This window comes from Micromonospora rifamycinica, from assembly GCF_900090265.1.
In the GTDB taxonomy this organism is placed as follows: domain Bacteria; phylum Actinomycetota; class Actinomycetes; order Mycobacteriales; family Micromonosporaceae; genus Micromonospora; species Micromonospora rifamycinica.
The window spans coordinates 4,780,001-4,798,977 of sequence record NZ_LT607752.1 but is presented as its reverse complement, the minus strand read 5'-3'; the positions used below and the strand labels follow the sequence as shown (position 1 = coordinate 4,798,977).

Genomic DNA, 18,977 nt, shown 5'->3' with positions numbered 1-18,977 from the left:
AGGCATGAGCGCCAGAGACCCCGTCGCCGACCTGCGCCGGATCGCGTTCCTGCTGGAGCGGGCCAACGAGGCCACCTACCGGGTACGCGCGTTCCGCTCGGCGGCGGCGGCCCTCGCCGCGCTGCCGGCGGCGGAGCTGACCGAGCGGACCCGGGCCGGCACCCTCACCACGCTGCCCGGCGTCGGTGACGTCACCGCCCGGTGCGTCGCCGAGTCGCTGGCCGGCGAGGAGCCGGTCTACCTGCGCCGGCTGGTCGCCACCGAGGGCACCGACCTCGACGAGGCGGCCGGTGCGCTGCGGGCCGCGCTGCGCGGCGACTGCCACACCCACTCGGACTGGTCCGACGGCGGGTCACCGATCGAGGAGATGGCGCTCGCCGCTGTCGAGCTCGGCCACGAGTACGTGGTGCTGACCGACCACTCGCCCCGGCTGACGGTGGCCCGGGGCCTCACCGCCGACCGGCTGCGCCGGCAGCTAGACCACGTGGCGGCGGTGAACGCGGCGCTGCCCCGGGGGTTCCGCATCCTCACCGGGATCGAGGTGGACATCCTCGCCGACGGCACCCTCGACCAGGACGAGGAGCTGCTGGCCCGGCTCGACGTGGTGGTCGGCTCGGTGCACAGCGGCCTGCGCGACGAACGTGCCCGGATGACCCGGCGGATGCTCACCGCGATCGCCAACCCGCACCTGGACATCCTCGGCCACTGCACCGGGCGGATGGTGTCGTCCCGTCCGGCCGGGGTGACCGGCCCGGGTGACAAGGGGCACCGGGCGCGGACCCGCGCCGAGAGCGACTTCGACGCGGACGCGGTCTTCGCCGCCTGCGCCGAACACGACGTGGCCGTGGAGATCAACTCCCGGCCGGAGCGGCAGGACCCCCCGAAGCGGCTGATCCGCCGCGCGCTGGAGGCCGGTTGCCGGTTCGCCATCGACACCGACGCGCACGCCCCCGGGCAACTGGACTGGCAGCGGTTCGGTTGCGTCCGGGCCGCGCAGTGCGGCGTCCCCGCCGACCGGGTGGTCAACACCTGGCCGGCGGACCGCCTGGTCGACTGGACCCGCGCCCGAGCCTGACCCCGCCGGAGCCGGATCAGCGGACGGCGGCTCCCGCCACCGCCCCCGTGGCGGGCGGGGCGGCGTCGGCGGGCGGCGCTTCGGCGGCGCGCGTCCGGCGGGGGCCGACCAGGCCCTGCGCGACCGCCACGCCGAGCAGCACGACCAGCGCGCCGACCGGCTGGTGCCAGGTCAGCCGCTCGCCGAGCACCAGCGCGCCGAGCAGCACCGCGAAGATCGGCACCAGGTACGTCACCGTGGCGGCGGTGCTCGCCCCGACCACCCGGATGTTGCGCAGGTTGATCACGAAGGCCAGCCCGGTGCCGAGCGCACCGAGCGCCAGCACGCTGCCGACCACCGGCGCCGACAGGCTGGCCGGTGCCGGTGGGGCTCCGGCCACCAGCGGCCCGACGACCGCCAGTTGGGCGGTGGCCACCAGCAGCTGCGCCGTCGAGAGCGACAGCCCGGAGTGGGCGCTGCCGGCGACGAACCTCTTCTGGTACGGGATGGCCACGCCGTAACAGGCCGCCGCGCCGAAACACATCAACTGGCCGGTGAAGTGCGCCCCGCCCACCCCCGCCCAGACGCCGAGCACCACCAGCACCCCGAGGAAGCCCAGTCCGAGCCCGACGGCGGCCCGCGCGGTCAACCGCTCGGTACGGAACACCAGCACCGCCAGCGGCAGCACGAACAGCGGTGTGGTGGCGTTCCAGATGCCGGCGAGCATCGACTCGACCCGTTGCTCGCCGTAGCCGAACAGGGTGAACGGGATGGTCACCCCGAACGTGGCGACCACCACCAGGTGCGCCCAGACCCGGCCTCCGCCGGGCAGCCGGTCCCGCAGCAGCACCAACACCACCAGCAGCGTCGCCGCGCCGGTCGCCACCCGGTAGAGGGTGAGGTGCAGGGGGTGCAGTTCGGCGACGCCGACCTTGATGAACAGGAAGCTGGATCCCCAGATCGCCGCCAGGGCGAGGAAGCCCGGCAACCAGCTACGCAGCGCCGGCTGGTCAGGAGTGGTAGGCCGTGTCACCCCTTGCACTCTGCCGTAGCGGCACGCCGACGTCGCCGGAATTCCGGCCACCGTGTCCACGGCCACACCAGCCATCCGTCCCCATCGACCCCCGTCCCGGTGACCTGCCGCCCGGAGCCCGGCAAAGACGGTGGACAACCCGACCCGACGATCACGTAGGGTCGCATCGTGGGACGAATCGATGACCTCGCGAACCGGTACGTGGCCGACTGGGCACCGCTGAGCCCGACCGGCGCCACCTACGTCGGCATCACCGGCTACGACGACCAGCTCGACGACCTCTCCCCCGCCGGCTACGAGGCACGGGCCGAGCTGACCCGCCGTACCCTCGCCGAGCTGGACGCCACCGCGCCGGAGTCCGAGGCGGAACGGACCGCCAAGGAGGCCATGCAGGAACGCCTCGGCCTGGAGCTGGCCCGGCACGACGCGGGCGAGCTGACCAGCGAGGTGAACGTCATCGCCAGCGGCCTGCACGAGATCCGCCTGGTCTTCGACCTGATGCCCACCGGGAGTGAGCAGGAGCGGGCCGACGTCGCCGCGCGGCTCAACCGCTTCGCCGGCGCGCTGGAGGGCTACAAGACCACCCTGCGCGAGGCCGCCGCCACCGGCCGGGTCAGCTCCAAGGTGCAGCTGACCGAGGTGGCCAAGCAGTGCGACACGTGGACCGACCCGCACGGCGACAACTTCTTCCACGGCCTGGTGCAGCGGCTGGACGCCGACGGCACGCTCGGTGCCGACCTGCGCCGGGGCGCGGCGGCGGCGACCGCGGCGACCGCGGAGTTCGCCCAGTTCCTGCGCACCGAACTGGTCCCCCGGGGGCGGGACAAGCAGGCCGCCGGCCGGGAACGGTACGAACTGGCCTCGCAGTACTTCCTCGGTGCCAAGGTCGACCTGGACGAGACGTACGCCTGGGGCTTCGCGGAGCTGGCCCGGCTGGAGGCCGAGATGCGGACGGTCGCCGGGCGGATCGCCGGGCCGGGCGCCAGCGTCGACGAGGCGGTGGCCGTCCTGGACGCCGACCCGGCCCGGACCATCCAGGGCAAGGAGGCGTTCCGGGACTGGATGCAGGCGCTGGCCGACAAGGCGATCGGCGAGCTGCACGGCACCCACTTCGACATCCCCGAGCAGGTCCGTCGAATCGAGTGCTGCCTCGCCCCGACCAGCGACGGGGCGATCTACTACACCGGGCCGAGCGAGGACTTCTCCCGTCCGGGCCGGATGTGGTGGGCGGTGCCGCAGGGGGTCACCGACTTCTCCACCTGGCGCGAGGTGACCACGGTCTACCACGAGGGTGTCCCCGGCCACCACCTCCAGGTCGCCCAGACCGCCGTCCGGGCGGAGCTGCTCAACCGCTGGCAGCGGCTGCTGTGCTGGGTGTCCGGCCACGGCGAGGGATGGGCGCTCTACTCGGAGCGGTTGATGGACGATCTGGGCTACCTGGAGGACCCGGGCGACAAGCTCGGCATGCTCGACGGGCAGGCGTTCCGGGCGGCCCGGGTGATCATCGACATCGGCATGCACCTGGAGCTGGAGATCCCGAGGGACAACCCGTTCGGGTTCCACCCGGGCGAGCGCTGGACGCCGGAACTGGGCTGGGAGTTCATGCGGGCACACTGCCGGGTGCCGGAGGAGAACCTGCGGTTCGAGCTGAACCGCTACCTGGGCTGGCCGGGGCAGGCGCCGTCGTACAAGGTGGGCGAGCGGATCTGGCTGCAGGCCCGGGAGGACGCGAAGGCCCGCCGGGGTGCCGACTTCGACCTCAGGGAGTTCCACCGGCAGGCGCTCGACCTGGGCGCGCTCGGGCTCGACCCGCTGCGCCGGGCGCTGGCCCGCCTCTGAGGCGGCTCGGGATCAGTGGTCGGGGGCGGGCGGATGCCCGCCCCCGACGCACCCGGGGGTGGAGTGAGGTCAGGAGAGGCTCAGGTCCAGTGCGGGTCGGGCGGTCAGCGAGTCGGACTCGACGAAGGCCAGGTCGATCACCGGGTCGGTGAAGGTGATCGGGACCGGTGAGGTGATCGGGATGCCGTCGGGAAACGGCAGGTCCGGAGTCAGCGTGATCGTGATGCCGAGCAGCTTGCCGACGAACCGGGTGGCGTAGAACGCGACGTCGCCCCGTACCGTCAGCTCGTCGGTGACGTACCGCTGGTGGCGGCCCGCCGGCCCGTCGGCGAGCAGCGTGAAGTCGGCGGTGACCGCCTTGGCCATGCTGAACTTCAGCGTCGTCAGCGTGCCGTCCGCGGTCGGCAGGTCGACGATCCCCTCGAACCGCAGCCCGGTCATGGTGACCTTGGTGCCGGTCAGCTTGGACGGCTGCCGGGCCACCGTCGGCTGCCCCTGCTCGGGGGCGATCCTCGGCAGGGGCTTGCCGACCTCGACCCGCTTGGCCGCGCGCGGCACCGGCTTCCCGCAGGTTCCCCGGCCGGGCCGGGCGGACGCCGTCGGGGACGGTGGGGTCGACCCGGTGGCCGTTGCGGTCACGCTCGGCCCCGGCCGGACCCCGGAACCGATGACCGCCCTGCTGGCGCTGGGCTCGGGGGTGGGGGACGCCGCCGCCGGCGCGGTGTCGTCGTCGCCGGTGAACAGGTCGGTGATGCCGTCGAGGATGTCGGTGAGCAGGTTGCCGTCGGGCGTCTCGGACGGCGTGGGGCTGGGACCGGCCGGGACGGACGGACGGACGGAGGGTGCGGTCGCGGTCTTTGTCGGCCCGGGGCAGGCCGGCTCCGCGAGCGCCGGCTGCGCTCCCCGGACCGCGAGCAGCGCGGCCATGGCGGTGATGGTCAGCACCAGCAGGATCGCGTACGACCGCGGATCCCGATGGTCCGGGCGGTAGGCACCCGGGTCGACGGTCGGCAGGATCTGCGTGGTGTCGGCGGCTCCCGCCCGGTCACCCCGGACCGGCTCCCGGAGCGGATTGCGCGGTGGGGGCAGCGTGTCGGTCAGTGGACCGGTGGTGTGCTCCTCCTGCCACGGCGGCATCAGCTCGTCGACGAGGGGCTCCGCCTCGGCCGCTTCCTCGTCCGCCGCGGTGCCGTTCCCGGCGGGTGGGGATGCCGGGGCGCGGGCCGGAACCCAGGCGAAGCCCAGCGCGCTTCCCACCATGCCCAGGAGCAGCCCGATGAAGAACCCGCCGAGGTTGACCCCGATCAGCGAATAGACCGCCGTCACCGCCGCGATGACAGCGTAGAAGAGGCGCTGCTGCGGGGTGAACCACATCAGCATCCCGCAGGTGACCAGGATGACCGGGATCAGCCAGGACAGGAAGCCGGTCGGCCCCATCTGGAAGGTCAGACCACCGAGACTCATCTGGGTGGTGGCGAAGATCTCCAGACCGGCCAGCGCGGTGAGGAGGCCGCCCCAGAACGGCCGCGACCGCCGCCACCGGCGGAAGGCACGCCAGGCCTGGCCGATCCGGCTCTGTGGGGCGGGCCGCTCGTGGGCGGATGTCACGTGTCCTCCTGGCGATTCTGACGTGGGTGGTACCGGGCCGGGGCCCGTCGCGGGTGGCCGCCACGGGCCCGGTCCTCAGCTCAGAAGCACTCCTTGGCGGCGGCCCCTACGTTGATCTTCAACTTGAGGCCGTTGAGGGTGAAGACACCGGCGCTGGTGGAGCGGGCCACCTGCTCCAGGTCCTTGATGACGACCTTGTCGGCGCTCTGGCCGAAGGACTTCGGCGTGGCCCCGGCGTTCAGGTCGGTGGCGTCCCGGCCGATCTTGATGTTGGTGAACTCCGCGTCACCGCCGAGCGAGTCCATGTCGATGAGCAGGCCCTCGGCGGTCGCCGGCTTGCCGTCGCCACCGGCGTTGATGGTGAGCACGATCGGCATGTCCGGCACCTTCACCGACTGGCAGAGGTCGTAGAGCTTGGCGTTGGTGATCTCGGAGACGGCCACCGGGTGCGCGGTCCCGTCCTTCTCCTTCACGAAGCCGCCGTACTGCTTGAAGCCGGTGCCCTCCAGCTTGGTGGCACCGACCTTGAAGGTCTGTCCGGAGACGGCGAACGACGCGGCGATCGCGCCGTTGGACATGCCGAAGACGATCGCCCCGGCCACCGCGGTGGCCGGCACCATCATCGCGGCGAAGCGACGCCACCGTGTCCCGCCGCCGAGCTGGCGGCCTTCCGTTTCACTCACGGGGTTCTCCTTGACGAGGGGTCAGCACCGAACGCGGTCGCGGTTCGGGAGGAGGTGGAGGGTGCTGCGGTTGCCACCGGGCCGGTGGCCGCGTGCAGGCTGTCACCGGTCCGGTGGCCGCTGCAGCACGCGGATTGGATGTTCCCGCGAAGCGACCTACCTCACAAGACCCCTTGCTACCGGCGGGTAACGGGCAAAAATCTTGGGGATGTCCGAATGTTACCGACGGTTAACATCGATGGACCGGCAAGCTCCCTCAATTCGCCCAGAACGCAGCAGCCGAGCCCGGCTCCGCCACCCTGGGTAGACACACGCTCACAAACATCACCTTTTGATAACGCTGGCCTGAGGGTTGTCTGTGGGTGACGATCGTGGCGCACAGCGGCACCGGCCGTCACGCCGCACACGCAGCCGCCGGGCCTGGCGCAGGAAGGACCCGGTGCCGGCCGACGGTCCTCCGCGAACCGCCGACCGGCACCGGAACCTGGCACTCCTAGCCGCGTCCCCCGTCGCAATGGTCGGAGTCGCTGGCACGGCCCCAGTCCTCACCGTTCGGGCCGTAGACGCTGGCGAAGAGGTCGTAGTCGGCGACCCCGTTACTCTCGTGCTCGTTCACCGGCACACCCCAGGATCCGTCGCTCCCGGTCGTCACCCAGTAGTCCGACCAGGTCCACAGCACATCGTTCTTCCAGACCCGCAGCTGCACCCTGATCCGCTGGTTCTCCCCGCCCGCCACACCGAGCGCACTGGACTTCACCGACGTCCAGCCGACCGGGACATCCTTGATCGGGACGTAGTAGTCCGTGCAGGTGACCGTGGCGAAGACATGGTGTACGCGGACACTGACGGTGTTGGTGGCCGCGCTCTGGCCGGCGACGTTCTCCGCCACGACCTTGAACTCGTACCGGTTCCCGCCGGTCAGCATCGGCACGTGGGCCGAGGTGCCGGTCAGGTAGGCGGCTTCGGTGCCCCATCCCGCGCCCCGGGTGACGTTACGCATGTACACCCGGTAGGTGACCCGCGGCGACGGACTGGCCAGCCAGGTCAGGAGGACCGAGTTCTGCCCCACCGTGGCCTTCAGGGTGGTCGGGGCCTGTGGGAGCGGCGGCCACGGCCGCGCACTCACCACGCTGGAGGCCGGTGAGTCGCCGCTGAGGTTCGTCGCCCGCACCCGGAACTCGTACGTCGTGCCGTTGAACAACAGGTTCACCGTGTACGCACAACACCCCACCGCCACCGGCAGTCTCGTCCAGTTACCCCCGCTGGCCCGCGACTCGATCCAGTACGACACGTTCGCCGTCGGACTCGCCGTCCACCGCAGGGTCACCTTCGCATCGCCAGCCGTCGCCGTGAGACCCGTCGGCGCCTGCGGCGTCGGCGGCATCGGCCGCGCACTCGCCACATTCGAGGCCGTCGAGTCGCCGCTGAGGTTCGTCGCCCGCACCCGGAACTCGTACGTCGTGCCGTTGAACAACAGGTTCACCGTGTACGCACAACACCCCACCGCCACCGGCAGCGTCGTCCAGTTACCCCCGCTGGCCCGCGACTCGATCCAGTACGACACGTTCGCCGTCGGACTCGCCGTCCACCGCAGGGTCACCTTCGCATCGCCAGCCGTCGCCGTGAGACCCGTCGGCGCCTGCGGCGTCGGCGGCATCGGCCGCGCACTCGCCACGTTCGAGGCGACGCTGTCCCCCGACACGTTCGAGGCGGCGACCTTGAATTCGTAGGTGTGCCCGTTGACCAGATAGTTTGCCGTCAACGAGGTGCCCGTCACCGGCAGCGGCAGCTTCTGCCAGGACTGCCCCTGCGTCCTGTCCCGTTGGTAGACCTGATAGCTGACCCCGGACGTCGCGCTGGCTGTCCAGCTCAGGGTCACCTTCCCGTCCCCCGCGCCGGCGGTCAATCCGCTCGGCGCACCCGGCAGCCCGCCCCTGGCCGTCACCTGCACCGTGTTCGAGTTCGACCCCTGGCCGCCCTGGTTCTCCGCCGCCACCCTGAACTCGTACACGTGGTTGTGCACCAGCAGACCGATGGAGGCGTGGGTGTCCTCGGTCGGGTACGGCAGCTTGACGAACGCCTCCCCCGCCGTGACATCCCGCCGGTAGATCCAGTAGAGGTTGCTCGCCGGTCCCGGCGCGTCCCAGTCGAGATCGACGGTGCCGTTCCCGCCGGTGGTCCCGCGCAGGTTCGCCGGAGCGCCCGGCACGGTGTAGCGGGAGGTGGCGCCGGCCACCGTCGACTGCGGCCCGACGCCGGCCGCGTTGGTGGCCGCCACCTTGAACTCGTACACGTGCTGGTGGACCAGCAGGCCGGCGGTCATCGTGCAGCAGGTCGTAATCGGCAGCGGCAGTTTGCTGAAGCCCTGTCCGGCGCTGACGTCCCGCTGGTAGACGTCGTAGAAGAAGTCGTCGCCGGCCGGTGCGGCCCAGGTGAGGGTGATCCCGCCGTCGGACCGGGGCGTCGCGGTCAGACCGGTGACCTGAGGGGGCAGGGGTGGCATCGGCTTGGCGGTTGCCAGGTTGGACGGTGTCGACTCCCCGCCCTGGCCGGTCGTGGTCACCGTGAATTCGTAGGTGTGCCCGTTGGCCAGCAGGCCGGCGGTGAACGTGCAGCAGGTGGTGACCGGCAGCTCCAGGGTGGTGAAGTCGGTCTCCCCGGCGGTGACGTCCCGCTGTCTGACCAGGTACCAGACGTTGGGTGTGGTGCTCGCCGTCCAGTTCAGCACCACCTGGGCGGCACCGGGGGCCGCGGTCAGCCCGGTCGGTGGGGCCGGCTTCGGATAGGTCGAGGTCGCGCGTACCGGGGTCGAGGTCGGCCCCTCCCCGCCCGCGTTGAGCCCACTGACCTTGAACTCGTACTGGTGCCCGTGCAGGAGGTACCCGGCGGTGTGGGTGCAGCAGTCGGTGACCGGCAGGTCGAGCCGGGTGAAATCGGTCTCGCCGGTGGTCACGTCCCGCTGGTGGACCCAGTACGAGACGTCGGTGCCGAGAGAGTTCCAGGTCAGGCTGATCGAGCCGTCGGCCTGTGGGGACGCCGCCAGGCCGGTGGGTGCCGCCGGCACCGCCAGATGGGTGGTCGCGGCGGCGACGTTCGACTCCGGCCCGGTGCCGGCGCTGTTCGCCGCCGCCACGGTGAACTCGTACCGGTGCCCCTCGATCAGGTTGCGGGCGACGGCGTCGGTGGCGTCGAAGACCGGTGACGGCCAGCGGGTGGCGGCGGGTTCCCCGGCGGTGACATCACGCTGGGAGACCAGGTAGTGCAGATTCTGGTCGGCGACCGGTGCCCAGTCCAGGGCGATGGTGCCATCGTCGCGGGCGGTGGCGGTGAGGTCGGCCGGCGCGACCGTCGGCGGCCGTTCCACATAGAGCAACAGGTTCGGTGAGGTGCCGATATTGGACAGCTTGCCGACGGTTGCCGCCCGGGTCAGGGCCGTCTTCACGTCGGCCGGACCGTAGTCGGGGTGGGCGTGGAGCAGCATCGCGGCGGCACCGGCGACCAGGGGCGCCGCCATCGAGGTGCCGAAGTTGTACGAGACGTCCAGGTCGTCGCCGATCCCGGCTCCCACGATGTCCGCCCCCGGAGCGAAGAGGTTGACGCACTGCCCGAGGTTGCTGGTCACCTGGCTGGTGGAGAGCCGGGAGTCGTCCATGTCGCTGGCGCCGACGGTGATGACCGCCGAGTCCTTCCCGGTCCGGGCCGGGGAGTAGTCGCAGGCGTCTCCGCCCTGGTTACCTGCTGCGGCGACGACCACGATGCCGGAGCCCGCCGCCGCCCGGGTGGCGTGGTCGAGACTGTCCGCGTAGGGCCGGTCGGCACCACTGGTGAGGCTGAGGTTCATCACCGCCGGCAGGCGGCCTTCGGCGTCCCCCATCGCCCAGTCGATCCCCCGCACGACGGTGAGGGTGTCGGAAACGGTCTCACCGGTGGTGGTGCAGTTGAAGACCTTGACCGGCACCAGCCCTGCCGCCTTGGCCGCACCGTAGTCGGTTCCGCCGAGCAGACTGGCCACCGCCGTCCCGTGCCCTTTACCGCAGTCCGGCGTACTGGTGCTTCCGTCGAAGGCGTTGAAGCCGGTGTCCACCCGGCCGCCGAACTCCTCGTGGGTCGCCCGGATCCCGGAGTCCACCACGTACGCCCGCACCGCTCCGTCATTCGGATAGACGTACCTCTTGTCCGGAGTCGCCTCCCGCTGGTCGATCCGGTCCAGGTGCCAGTAGGGATTGGCCTGTTCGCCACTGACCCGGTAGGTGGCGTTCTGCTCGACGTCCAGCACGTCCGGATGGGCGGCCAGGTTCACCGCCTGGGCCTGGGTCAGCGTCGCACCGAAGCCACGCAGCGTCCGGGGCAGCACCGGCCCCAGGGTGCCGCCGGCCTGCGCGACGAGTTGCGCGGCGTAGCTGGCCACCCGTTCCGGCTGGGCGGCGCCCTCCTTGAGCCGGACCAGGTAGCTGCCCGGGACGGAGTCGGCCCGGTTGGCGCCCCGGACCGCGTCGGCCACCGGCACGCTGCTCTGCGGGGTGACCGAGACGGTCGCACCGGTCGGTCCTTCACCCGCGCTGTTGACTCCGGCCACCTTGAACTCGTAACGGTGCCCGGGAATGAGCAGTCCGGCGCGGCGGCTGGTGGTGGTCGCGGTGGTCGCATGCCGGGCGAAGTGGGTCTGACCGCCGGTCACGTCCCGCTGGTAGACCCGGTAGGAGGTCACTCCGCTGGCCGCCGCCCAGGTCAGGTCGGCGTGGTCGTCCTGCCCGGTGACGGTGAGACCGGTCGGTGCGGCCGGCAGCCCGGTGCCGGGCGACGGCGGTGGCCAACTGACGTCCACGAACCGGGGCCGGTAGAGCCGCGCGTCGGCGAACGTGTCCGCGAACTCCAGGCTGTTGACGTTGTACGAGATCAGCAGCTTGCCGGTGGTCGCGAGTTCGGGGTGCAGCCGCGCGTCGTAGACGATCTTCTTCCCGCCGGCGGTGATCTCCGGCGCCTGGTACAGCGGGACCGGCCCGGTCCACGGACCGGTCGGTGAGGTGGCCCGGTAGGCCACGATCTGCGGGTCGAAGAGCAGGTTGTTCTCGTGGGTGACCAGGACGTACTCACTGCCCACCTTCTGCACCGAGTAGCTGGTGCCGACCCCGCTGAGCAGCCGCGCGACGGTGGTGCGGTCCGCCGACCAGGTGGTGCCGGTCCAGAACTGCCAGGGGCCGTCGAGCGCCCCGGTGCTGACCCGGGCGACATGGCCGAACTTCATTCGCCCGGGGGCGGTCGAGGTGCCGTAGATGTAGGTGTACGCCCCGTCCGGCGTGATCGCCGCGCCCCAGTTGACGTCCGAGCCGACCGGCAGGTCGGTCACCGCGGTCAGGGTGAGGGCGGGGAGGGCGAACCTGGCCAGCGACACCCCGGTCAGGGTGAAGTCGAGGACGCCGGTGCCGCTGCGCCGGTAGCGGTTGTAGATGACCCGCAGTTCGCCGGACTCGACGACCGCGTCCCCCACCCAGAAGAACTCTCCGGACTGTGCCGGTACGACCAGCGCGGTGGGTGCGACCGCGCTGCCGCCGGTCAGGGTCGCGCCGAGCGAGGTGCCGCTCTGCACGATCGCCGAATTGTTGATCATCGGAGAGTTGGCGGGACGGCTGCCGTCGGTGTTGACCGTACCGAGGAAGGTGTCGGAGAAGAGCCAGATCACCCGGCCGTCCGGCAGGGCCACCGAGGTGGTGCCGTCGGCGCCGGTCCAGTGGTTGCCGGCATCTCCGTAGGCGTTGAACGCCGTGTTGAGTTGTGCCGCTGTCAAGGTCGTGACCGCCGCTCGGGCCGGCTCGGCCTGATAGGCCAGACCGAGCATGATCAGTACCGCTGTGATCGCCGCCTGCCAGCGTCTTGTGAGCATGGCAACAGACGAAGATCCCCCGTGGATATTCATGATCACGAGCATGGCAGAGCCCGACGGATCGGCCAGACGCGCAGCGGTCGTCATTTCCGCACCAACGGCCGATCGACAACGAGGCAGGGATGCCCTGGTCAGCCGACCGTTCACCGACCGGCGCGCTTCGTGAACACGTCCACCAGCGCTGTCGGAACCCGCCAGGAGCACGCCGGGCCGTGCCGCCTGAACCACGGAACGCCGTACCGGCCGGCTTCGGCACGTCCCGCCTCGTGACACACGGCCGGCCGTGTCCCACCGCACGGCACCACCGCCCGTACGGCTCGCCCGCACGCCCGTGCCGGCCGGCCCGGTCCCTCCACCCGGACACCGTGCCACGAACGGCCATACACCGTGTGACCGGCGACGACACGCGGTGGTGAGGATGGCCGGACGCACGCTGTCGGCTGACCGTCCGGTTGGCTACCGTAGGTGTCCCCGGGGGCCGCAACCCCCCGCGTGGTACGTCCGATCGAGGTGGCTGTGACGCTGTACGGCGACAACCAGGTCTCCGACGACCGCCCCACGGTGCAGGTCACCGCGGTGAGCTGGCCGGGCGAGGAGGAGCCCACCACGGCCGGCGGGGCCGCGGGCTCGCCCCGCCCGGCAGGCGGCAGGCCGTGGTGGCGACGCGGGCGGGTGCTGCTCGCCGGTGGGGTGACCGCCGCGGTGCTGGCCGGGATGGTCGGCACGGGCGCCTGGGCGTACGCCGGGGACGTCCCCCGCGGCACCAGCGTGCTCGGCACCGAGCTGGGGGGTCGCAGCCGCACCGAGGCGGCAAAGGAGCTCCGGGCCGAGCTGGAGAAGCGGGCCGGTGCGTTGAACGCCCCGCTGACCGTGCTGGTGGGCGAGAACCGGGCGGAGATCAACCCCTCCGACGTCGGCCTGGCCGTGGACGTGGACGCCACCGTCGCCGCCGCCACCTCCGCGCAGGCGCACCCGGTGGACCGGCTGTTCGGCTCCCGGTCGGTCGAGCCGGTGGTGACCGTGGACGCCGCCAAGCTGGACGCGGCGCTACGGACGGTCCTCGGCAGCCAGGGTCGGGACATGACGATGCCGGCGATCATCTTCACCGGCACCACCCCGAAACCGGTCTACCCGAAGCCGAGCCTGACGCTGGACGCGGAGCAGTCCGCCCGGGTGGTCCGCGCGGGTTGGCTGGCCGGGCAGCCGGTGACCGTGCCGGTGGTGGAGAAGAACCCCGCGACCACCCGGGAGGAGGTGGACCGGATGGTCGCCGAGCTGGCGAAGCCGGCTGTCGCCGCTCCGGTCACGATCACCTCCAGCAAGGGGTCGGTCAGCGTCCCGCCGGCGGCGATCGCCCGCGCGCTGCGCTTCTCGGCCGACGACGAGGGGAAGCTGACCCCGAAGATCGACGTGAAGCGGCTCCGGACGGCGCTCGGCAGCAAGCTGGCCGCGATCGAGTCCACGCCGAAGGACGCCGGCCTGACCATCTCCGGTGGCAAGCCGAAGGTGGTGCCGGGCCGGGCCGGGCAGCAGCTCGACTCGGCGGCCCTCGGCCGGGACCTGCTCGCGGTGCTGCCGAAGGCGGACGGCCGGACGGTCACCGGGGAGCTGAAGGCGGCCGAGCCGGAGCTGACCGAGGCGAAGCTCGCCGAGTTGGGCATCAAGGAACGGGTCTCCACCTTCTCCACCAAGTTCCCCGGCGGCCTCTCCTCGCCGCGCAGCCAGAACATCATCCAGGCCGCTAAGGACGTGGACGGCACGATCGTGCAGCCGGGGGAGACCTTCTCGCTCAACGCGCACACCGGTGAGCGCGGCTACGCCCAGGGCTACAAGGACGCCCCGGTGATCGTCGGCGGCAAGCTGGTCCCCGGGGTCGGCGGCGGCGTCTCGCAGTTCACCACCACGCTCTTCAACGCCAGCTACTACGCCGGTCTCCAGGACGTCGAGCACAAGCCGCACTCGTTCTACTTCAGCCGCTACCCGGCGGTGATCGAGTCGACCATCTTCTGGCCGGACCTGGACTTCAAGTTCCGTAACAACACCCCGCACGGGGTGCTGATCGACACCGCGTACACCTCGGACACGATCACCGTGTCGATGTGGAGCACGAAGATCTACGACAGCGTCAAGACCGAGTACGGCCCACGCCGTAACATCACCACGCCGAAGACGGTCCACCTGGAGCCCGGCCCGACGTGTATCGCCGCCGCCGGCAGCAACGGTTTCAGCCAGGACGCCTACCGGGTCATCAAGAAGGACGGCAAGGTCGTCAAGCGGGAGAAGTTCAGCTGGACCTACGACCCGGAACCGAACTTCGTCTGCGGTCCCAAACCCTCCTGAGCCCGACCGCCACGACCCGGGGTCGGCCCCGCCCCGAGTCCCGACGCACGCGTGAGCCCCGCCGGCCGATCGCCGACGGGGCTCTGTGCTCTCCGGGTACGCCCGGTCGTACCGCGGGCGGGATTCCGACGCCCGGCGGCGGTCGGGGTGGTTGCGCGGGTGGTCAGGGGCGGGCCTCGGCGAGTCCCTGACGGACCCCCTCGGCGTCCCGGTCGGTGCCGTAGACGGGGGTGTCGGGCTGCTGCCGCCAGCTCTCGTCGAGGGTGCCCGCGTCCACCGGGTCGAAGCCCAGCGCGTCGACGAGCTGCATGACCAGCTGCTTGGCCTCGGCATCGTCACCCGCCACCGGCAACGCGATCCGGTCCCCGGCACCGGCGGGTCGCCCCCGGTCCATCAGGTGCGCGGCCTGGATGTTGTTGAAGGTCTTCACCACCCGGGCACCCTTGAGGTGGTCGGCGGTCCACCGGCTGGAGGTGAGGCTGCGGTCGAGCAGCTCGGCGATGTCGCCGTCGCGCTGCGGGTAGTAGTTGTCGGCGTCCACGACGATCTTGCCGTCGAAGAGCGGGGCCGGCAGCTCGGGCACCACGAGCAGCGGGACCGCCACCACGACCAGCTCCGCGTCCTGGACGGCCTGCTCCAGGGTGCCGGCGACCGCCCCGGTCTCCTGGGCAAGGTCGGTCAGGCTGGCCGGCCCCCGCGAGTTCGTGACGGTGACGTCGTGCCCGAGGGACCGCAGCCGCCGGGTGAGGGTGCCGCCGATGTGCCCCGAGCCGATGATTCCGATCTTCATGACCACTCCTGCCTCCGCCGCTTCCGACGGTCAGTTCCGGTTCTCCGCTCAGCAGGTACCCCGCCTGGTCCGCTCCGATTGCGGACGAGGCGTACCCCACGTCACGTTTCGCCGGACGGTGCGAGGACGCCGGGAAAAACCGGTACCGCATCGACGGTACGAGGTGACGGCGGCTGCCCGGGGCGGTTCACCGAACGCGGGCCGGCAGGGCGGGCTGGCATGGGCGGCCGGGGTTCCGGGCCGGTGTGATGCCGGGCCGGCGGGACCGCGGACTGCCGGAGCAGCTGGTTGGCCGGCGGGATCTCGACGCCGGCCGTATCCATGGGAGGGCGGTGCCGCTCGCGGCCGGGCTACGTGAACCTCCACGGGACCAGGAGTGGAAATGCAGAATGCCCACCCCCGTGAGGGGTGGGCATTCCACAATGATTGTCCGGCGGTGTCCTACTCTCCCACACCCTCCCGAGTGCAGTACCATCGGCGCTGGAGGGCTTAGCTTCCGGGTTCGGAATGTAACCGGGCGTTTCCCCTCCGCCATGACCGCCGTAACCTTATGAACATATCAAACAACACACACACCCACACCCAGCGTGCGGGGGGTTGTCTGGTATTTGTTCAGAGTTGCACAGTGGACGCGTAGCAGCCTTGTTGTCAAGTCCTCGGCCTATTAGTACCGGTCAACTGAACCCGTTACCGAGCTTACATTTCCGGCCTATCAACCCAGTCGTCTAGCTGGGGGCCTTACCCCCACAAAGTGGGATGGGATACCTCATCTTGAAGCAGGCTTCCCGCTTAGATGCTTTCAGCGGTTATCCCTTCCGAACGTAGCTAACCAGCCGTGCCCCTGGCGGGACAACTGGCACACCAGAGGTTCGTCCGTCCCGGTCCTCTCGTACTAGGGACAGCCCTTCTCAAGTATCCTACGCGCACGGCGGATAGGGACCGAACTGTCTCACGACGTTCTAAACCCAGCTCGCGTACCGCTTTAATGGGCGAACAGCCCAACCCTTGGGACCTGCTACAGCCCCAGGATGCGACGAGCCGACATCGAGGTGCCAAACCATCCCGTCGATATGGACTCTTGGGGAAGATCAGCCTGTTATCCCCGGGGTACCTTTTATCCGTTGAGCGACACCGCTTCCACACGCAAGTGCCGGATCACTAGTCCCGACTTTCGTCCCTGCTCGACCTGTCAGTCTCACAGTCAAGCTCCCTTGTGTACTTGCACTCAACACCTGATTGCCAACCAGGCTGAGGGAACCTTTGGGCGCCTCCGTTACCCTTTAGGAGGCAACCGCCCCAGTTAAACTACCCACCAGACACTGTCCCTGAACCGGATAACGGTCCGAAGTTAGATACCCAAATCAACCAGAGTGGTATTTCAAGATTGCCTCCACCCATACTGGCGTACAGGTTTCACCGGCTCCCACCTATCCTACACAAGCCCATTCAGATACCAATGTCAAGCTATAGTAAAGGTCCCGGGGTCTTTCCGTCCTGCCGCGCGTAACGAGCATCTTTACTCGTACTGCAATTTCGCCGGGCCTGTGGTTGAGACAGTGGGGAAGTCGTTACGCCATTCGTGCAGGTCGGAACTTACCCGACAAGGAATTTCGCTACCTTAGGATGGTTATAGTTACCACCGCCGTTTACTGGCGCTTAAGTTCTCCGCCTCGCCCCCAAAAGGAGCTAACAGGTCCCCTTAACGTTCCAGCACCGGGCAGGCGTCAGTCCATATACATCGAATTACTTCTTCGCATGGACCTGTGTTTTTAGTAAACAGTCGCTTCCCCCTGCTCTCTGCGGCCATACAACGCTCCACCCGCACGGGGCTTCACGTCTCCGGCCCCCCTTCTCCCTAAGTTACGGGGGCAATTTGCCGAGTTCCTTAACCACAGTTCGCCCGATCGCCTCGGTATTCTCTACCTGACCACCTGTGTCGGTTTGGGGTACGGGCCGCTAAGAACTCGCTAGAGGCTTTTCTCGGCAGCATAGGATCACTGACTTCACCTGAATCGGCTCGGCATCACGTCTCAGCCCTGTGTACCGCGGATTTACCTACGGCACGGCCTACACGCTTACCCCGGCACAACCACCGGCCGGGCTCAGCTACCTTCCTGCGTCACCCCATCGCTTGACTACTACCCACCAGGTTCCCAGCCTCCCCATTCTCGGTCCGAAAACCGCCAACAGTTCAGGTGGTTAGCACAGCAAGGTTCATCACGGGCGCTCCTTCGCGGGTACGGGAATATCAACCCGTTGTCCATCGACTACGCCTCTCGGCCTCGCCTTAGGTCCCGACTCACCCAGGGCGGATTAGCCTGGCCCTGGAACCCTTGGTCATCCGGCGGAAGGGTTTCTCACCCTTCTTTCGCTACTCATGCCTGCATTCTCACTCGTGCCGCGTCCACAACTAGGTCACCCCGCTGCTTCACCCCCGGCACGACGCTCCCCTACCCACCCACACACCTGCACCAGACACCAAAATGCCTGACGAAGTATCATGTGAGTGCCACAGCTTCGGCGGTGTGCTTGAGCCCCGCTACATTGTCGGCGCGGAACCACTTGACCAGTGAGCTATTACGCACTCTTTAAAGGATGGCTGCTTCTAAGCCAACCTCCTGGTTGTCTATGCGACCCCACATCCTTTTCCACTTAGCACACGCTTAGGGGCCTTAGCTGGTGATCTGGGCTGTTTCCCTCTCGACTACGAAGCTTATCCCCCGCAGTCTCACTGCCGCGCTCTCACTTACCGGCATTCGGAGTTTGGCTGATTTCGGTAAGCTTGTAGGCCCCCTAGACCATCCAGTGCTCTACCTCCGGCAAGAAACACACGACGCTGCACCTAAATGCATTTCGGGGAGAACCAGCTATCACGGAGTTTGATTGGCCTTTCACCCCTAACCACAGATCATCCCCCAACTTTTCAACGTTGGTGGGTTCGGCCCTCCACGCGGTCTTACCCGCGCTTCAGCCTGCCCATGGCTAGATCACTCCGCTTCGGGTCTAGAACATGCGACTACAACGCCCTCTTCAGACTCGCTTTCGCTACGGCTACCCCACACGGGTTAACCTCGCCACATGCCACTAACTCGCAGGCTCATTCTTCAAAAGGCACGCCGTCACCCCGCAAGGCTCCGACGGATTGTAGGCGAACGGTTTCAGGTACTATTTCACTCCCCTCCCGGGGTACTTTTCACCATTCCCTCACGGTACTCGTCCGCTATCGGTCACCAGGAAGTATTTAGGCTTACCAGGTGGTCCTGGCAGATTCACGGCAGATTTCAGGAGTCCGCCGCTACTCGGGAACACCCACAGAAGGTCAGCAACTTTCACCTACCGGACTCTCACCGCCTACGGTCAGCCATTCCAGACTGTTCGGCTAGCCACCAACTTGATAACTCCTCGAACAAGTGTCAGCCTGTTCAGCAGGGTCCCACAACCCCGACCACGCAACCCCTGACAGGTATCACACGCAACCGGTTTAGCCTACATCCGCTTTCGCTCGCCACTACTCACGGAATCACTATTTGTTTTCTCTTCCTACGGGTACTGAGATGTTTCACTTCCCCGCGTTCCCCCCATACACCCTATGTGTTCAGATGCAGGTGACACCACATGACTGGTGCCAGGTTTCCCCATTCGGACACCCTGGGATCACAGCTCGGTTGACAGCTCCCCCAGGCCTATCGCGGCCTCCCACGTCCTTCATCGGCTCCTGGTGCCAAGGCATCCACCGTTCGCCCTTGACA

General features: G+C 68.9%; 8 protein-coding genes and 2 rRNA genes (1 of these 10 cut by a window edge). 3 read left to right on the top strand and 7 right to left on the bottom strand.

The window, feature by feature from the left end:
* Positions 1-4: 4 nt before the first annotated feature.
* Positions 5-1,075: a PHP domain-containing protein gene (locus tag GA0070623_RS19915; protein ID WP_067309900.1), complete on the top strand. Its 1,071-nt coding sequence runs from the start codon at positions 5-7 to the stop codon at positions 1,073-1,075.
* A 16-nt stretch (positions 1,076-1,091) separates the two neighbouring features.
* On the opposite strand, the gene GA0070623_RS19910 is transcribed toward GA0070623_RS19915, so the two are convergent.
* The gene (locus tag GA0070623_RS19910; protein WP_231932484.1) at positions 1,092-2,087 is read right to left on the bottom strand and encodes a DMT family transporter; all 996 of its coding nucleotides are present in this window, start codon (positions 2,085-2,087) and stop codon (positions 1,092-1,094) included.
* Between the two features lie 168 nt (positions 2,088-2,255).
* On the opposite strand from GA0070623_RS19910, the gene GA0070623_RS19905 reads away from it, so the two are divergent.
* The gene (locus tag GA0070623_RS19905; RefSeq protein WP_067309905.1) at positions 2,256-3,926 is read left to right on the top strand and encodes a DUF885 domain-containing protein; all 1,671 of its coding nucleotides are present in this window, start codon (positions 2,256-2,258) and stop codon (positions 3,924-3,926) included.
* 69 nt (positions 3,927-3,995) lie between these two features.
* Here GA0070623_RS19905 and GA0070623_RS19900 read toward each other — a convergent pair whose 3' ends face one another.
* The 3 genes from GA0070623_RS19900 to GA0070623_RS19890 all read right to left on the bottom strand — a co-directional run bounded on the left by GA0070623_RS19900 (position 3,996) and on the right by GA0070623_RS19890 (position 12,098).
* Positions 3,996-5,534, bottom strand: coding sequence for a DUF6114 domain-containing protein (locus tag GA0070623_RS19900; protein ID WP_084261375.1), 1,539 nt, complete (start codon positions 5,532-5,534; stop codon positions 3,996-3,998).
* Between the two features lie 80 nt (positions 5,535-5,614).
* Positions 5,615-6,157: a DUF6230 family protein gene (locus GA0070623_RS19895; RefSeq protein WP_084261376.1), complete on the bottom strand. Its 543-nt coding sequence runs from the start codon at positions 6,155-6,157 to the stop codon at positions 5,615-5,617.
* A gap of 553 nt (positions 6,158-6,710) precedes the next feature.
* Complete coding sequence (locus GA0070623_RS19890) at positions 6,711-12,098, bottom strand: fibronectin type III domain-containing protein (RefSeq protein WP_157746985.1); 5,388 nt, start codon at positions 12,096-12,098, stop codon at positions 6,711-6,713.
* Between the two features lie 510 nt (positions 12,099-12,608).
* On the opposite strand from GA0070623_RS19890, the gene GA0070623_RS19885 reads away from it, so the two are divergent.
* Positions 12,609-14,438, top strand: coding sequence for a VanW family protein (locus GA0070623_RS19885; RefSeq protein ID WP_067314958.1), 1,830 nt, complete (start codon positions 12,609-12,611; stop codon positions 14,436-14,438).
* 163 nt (positions 14,439-14,601) lie between these two features.
* On the opposite strand, the gene GA0070623_RS19880 is transcribed toward GA0070623_RS19885, so the two are convergent.
* The 3 genes from GA0070623_RS19880 to GA0070623_RS19870 all read right to left on the bottom strand — a co-directional run.
* Complete coding sequence (locus GA0070623_RS19880) at positions 14,602-15,228, bottom strand: NADPH-dependent F420 reductase (RefSeq protein ID WP_067314953.1); 627 nt, start codon at positions 15,226-15,228, stop codon at positions 14,602-14,604.
* 428 nt (positions 15,229-15,656) lie between these two features.
* Positions 15,657-15,773 (bottom strand): 5S ribosomal RNA (gene rrf / locus GA0070623_RS19875).
* Positions 15,774-15,872: 99 nt separating this feature from the next.
* A 23S ribosomal RNA gene (locus tag GA0070623_RS19870) occupies positions 15,873-18,977 on the bottom strand (it continues 8 nt past the right edge of the window).

Coding starts and splice junctions, on each gene's coding strand:
- GA0070623_RS19890 (WP_157746985.1), bottom strand. CDS start 12,098: ATGCTCACAAGACGCTGGCAGGCGGCGATCACAGCGGTACTGATCATG.
- GA0070623_RS19915 (WP_067309900.1), top strand. CDS start 5: ATGAGCGCCAGAGACCCCGTCGCCGACCTGCGCCGGATCGCGTTCCTG.
- GA0070623_RS19895 (WP_084261376.1), bottom strand. CDS start 6,157: ATGATGGTGCCGGCCACCGCGGTGGCCGGGGCGATCGTCTTCGGCATG.
- GA0070623_RS19880 (WP_067314953.1), bottom strand. CDS start 15,228: ATGAAGATCGGAATCATCGGCTCGGGGCACATCGGCGGCACCCTCACC.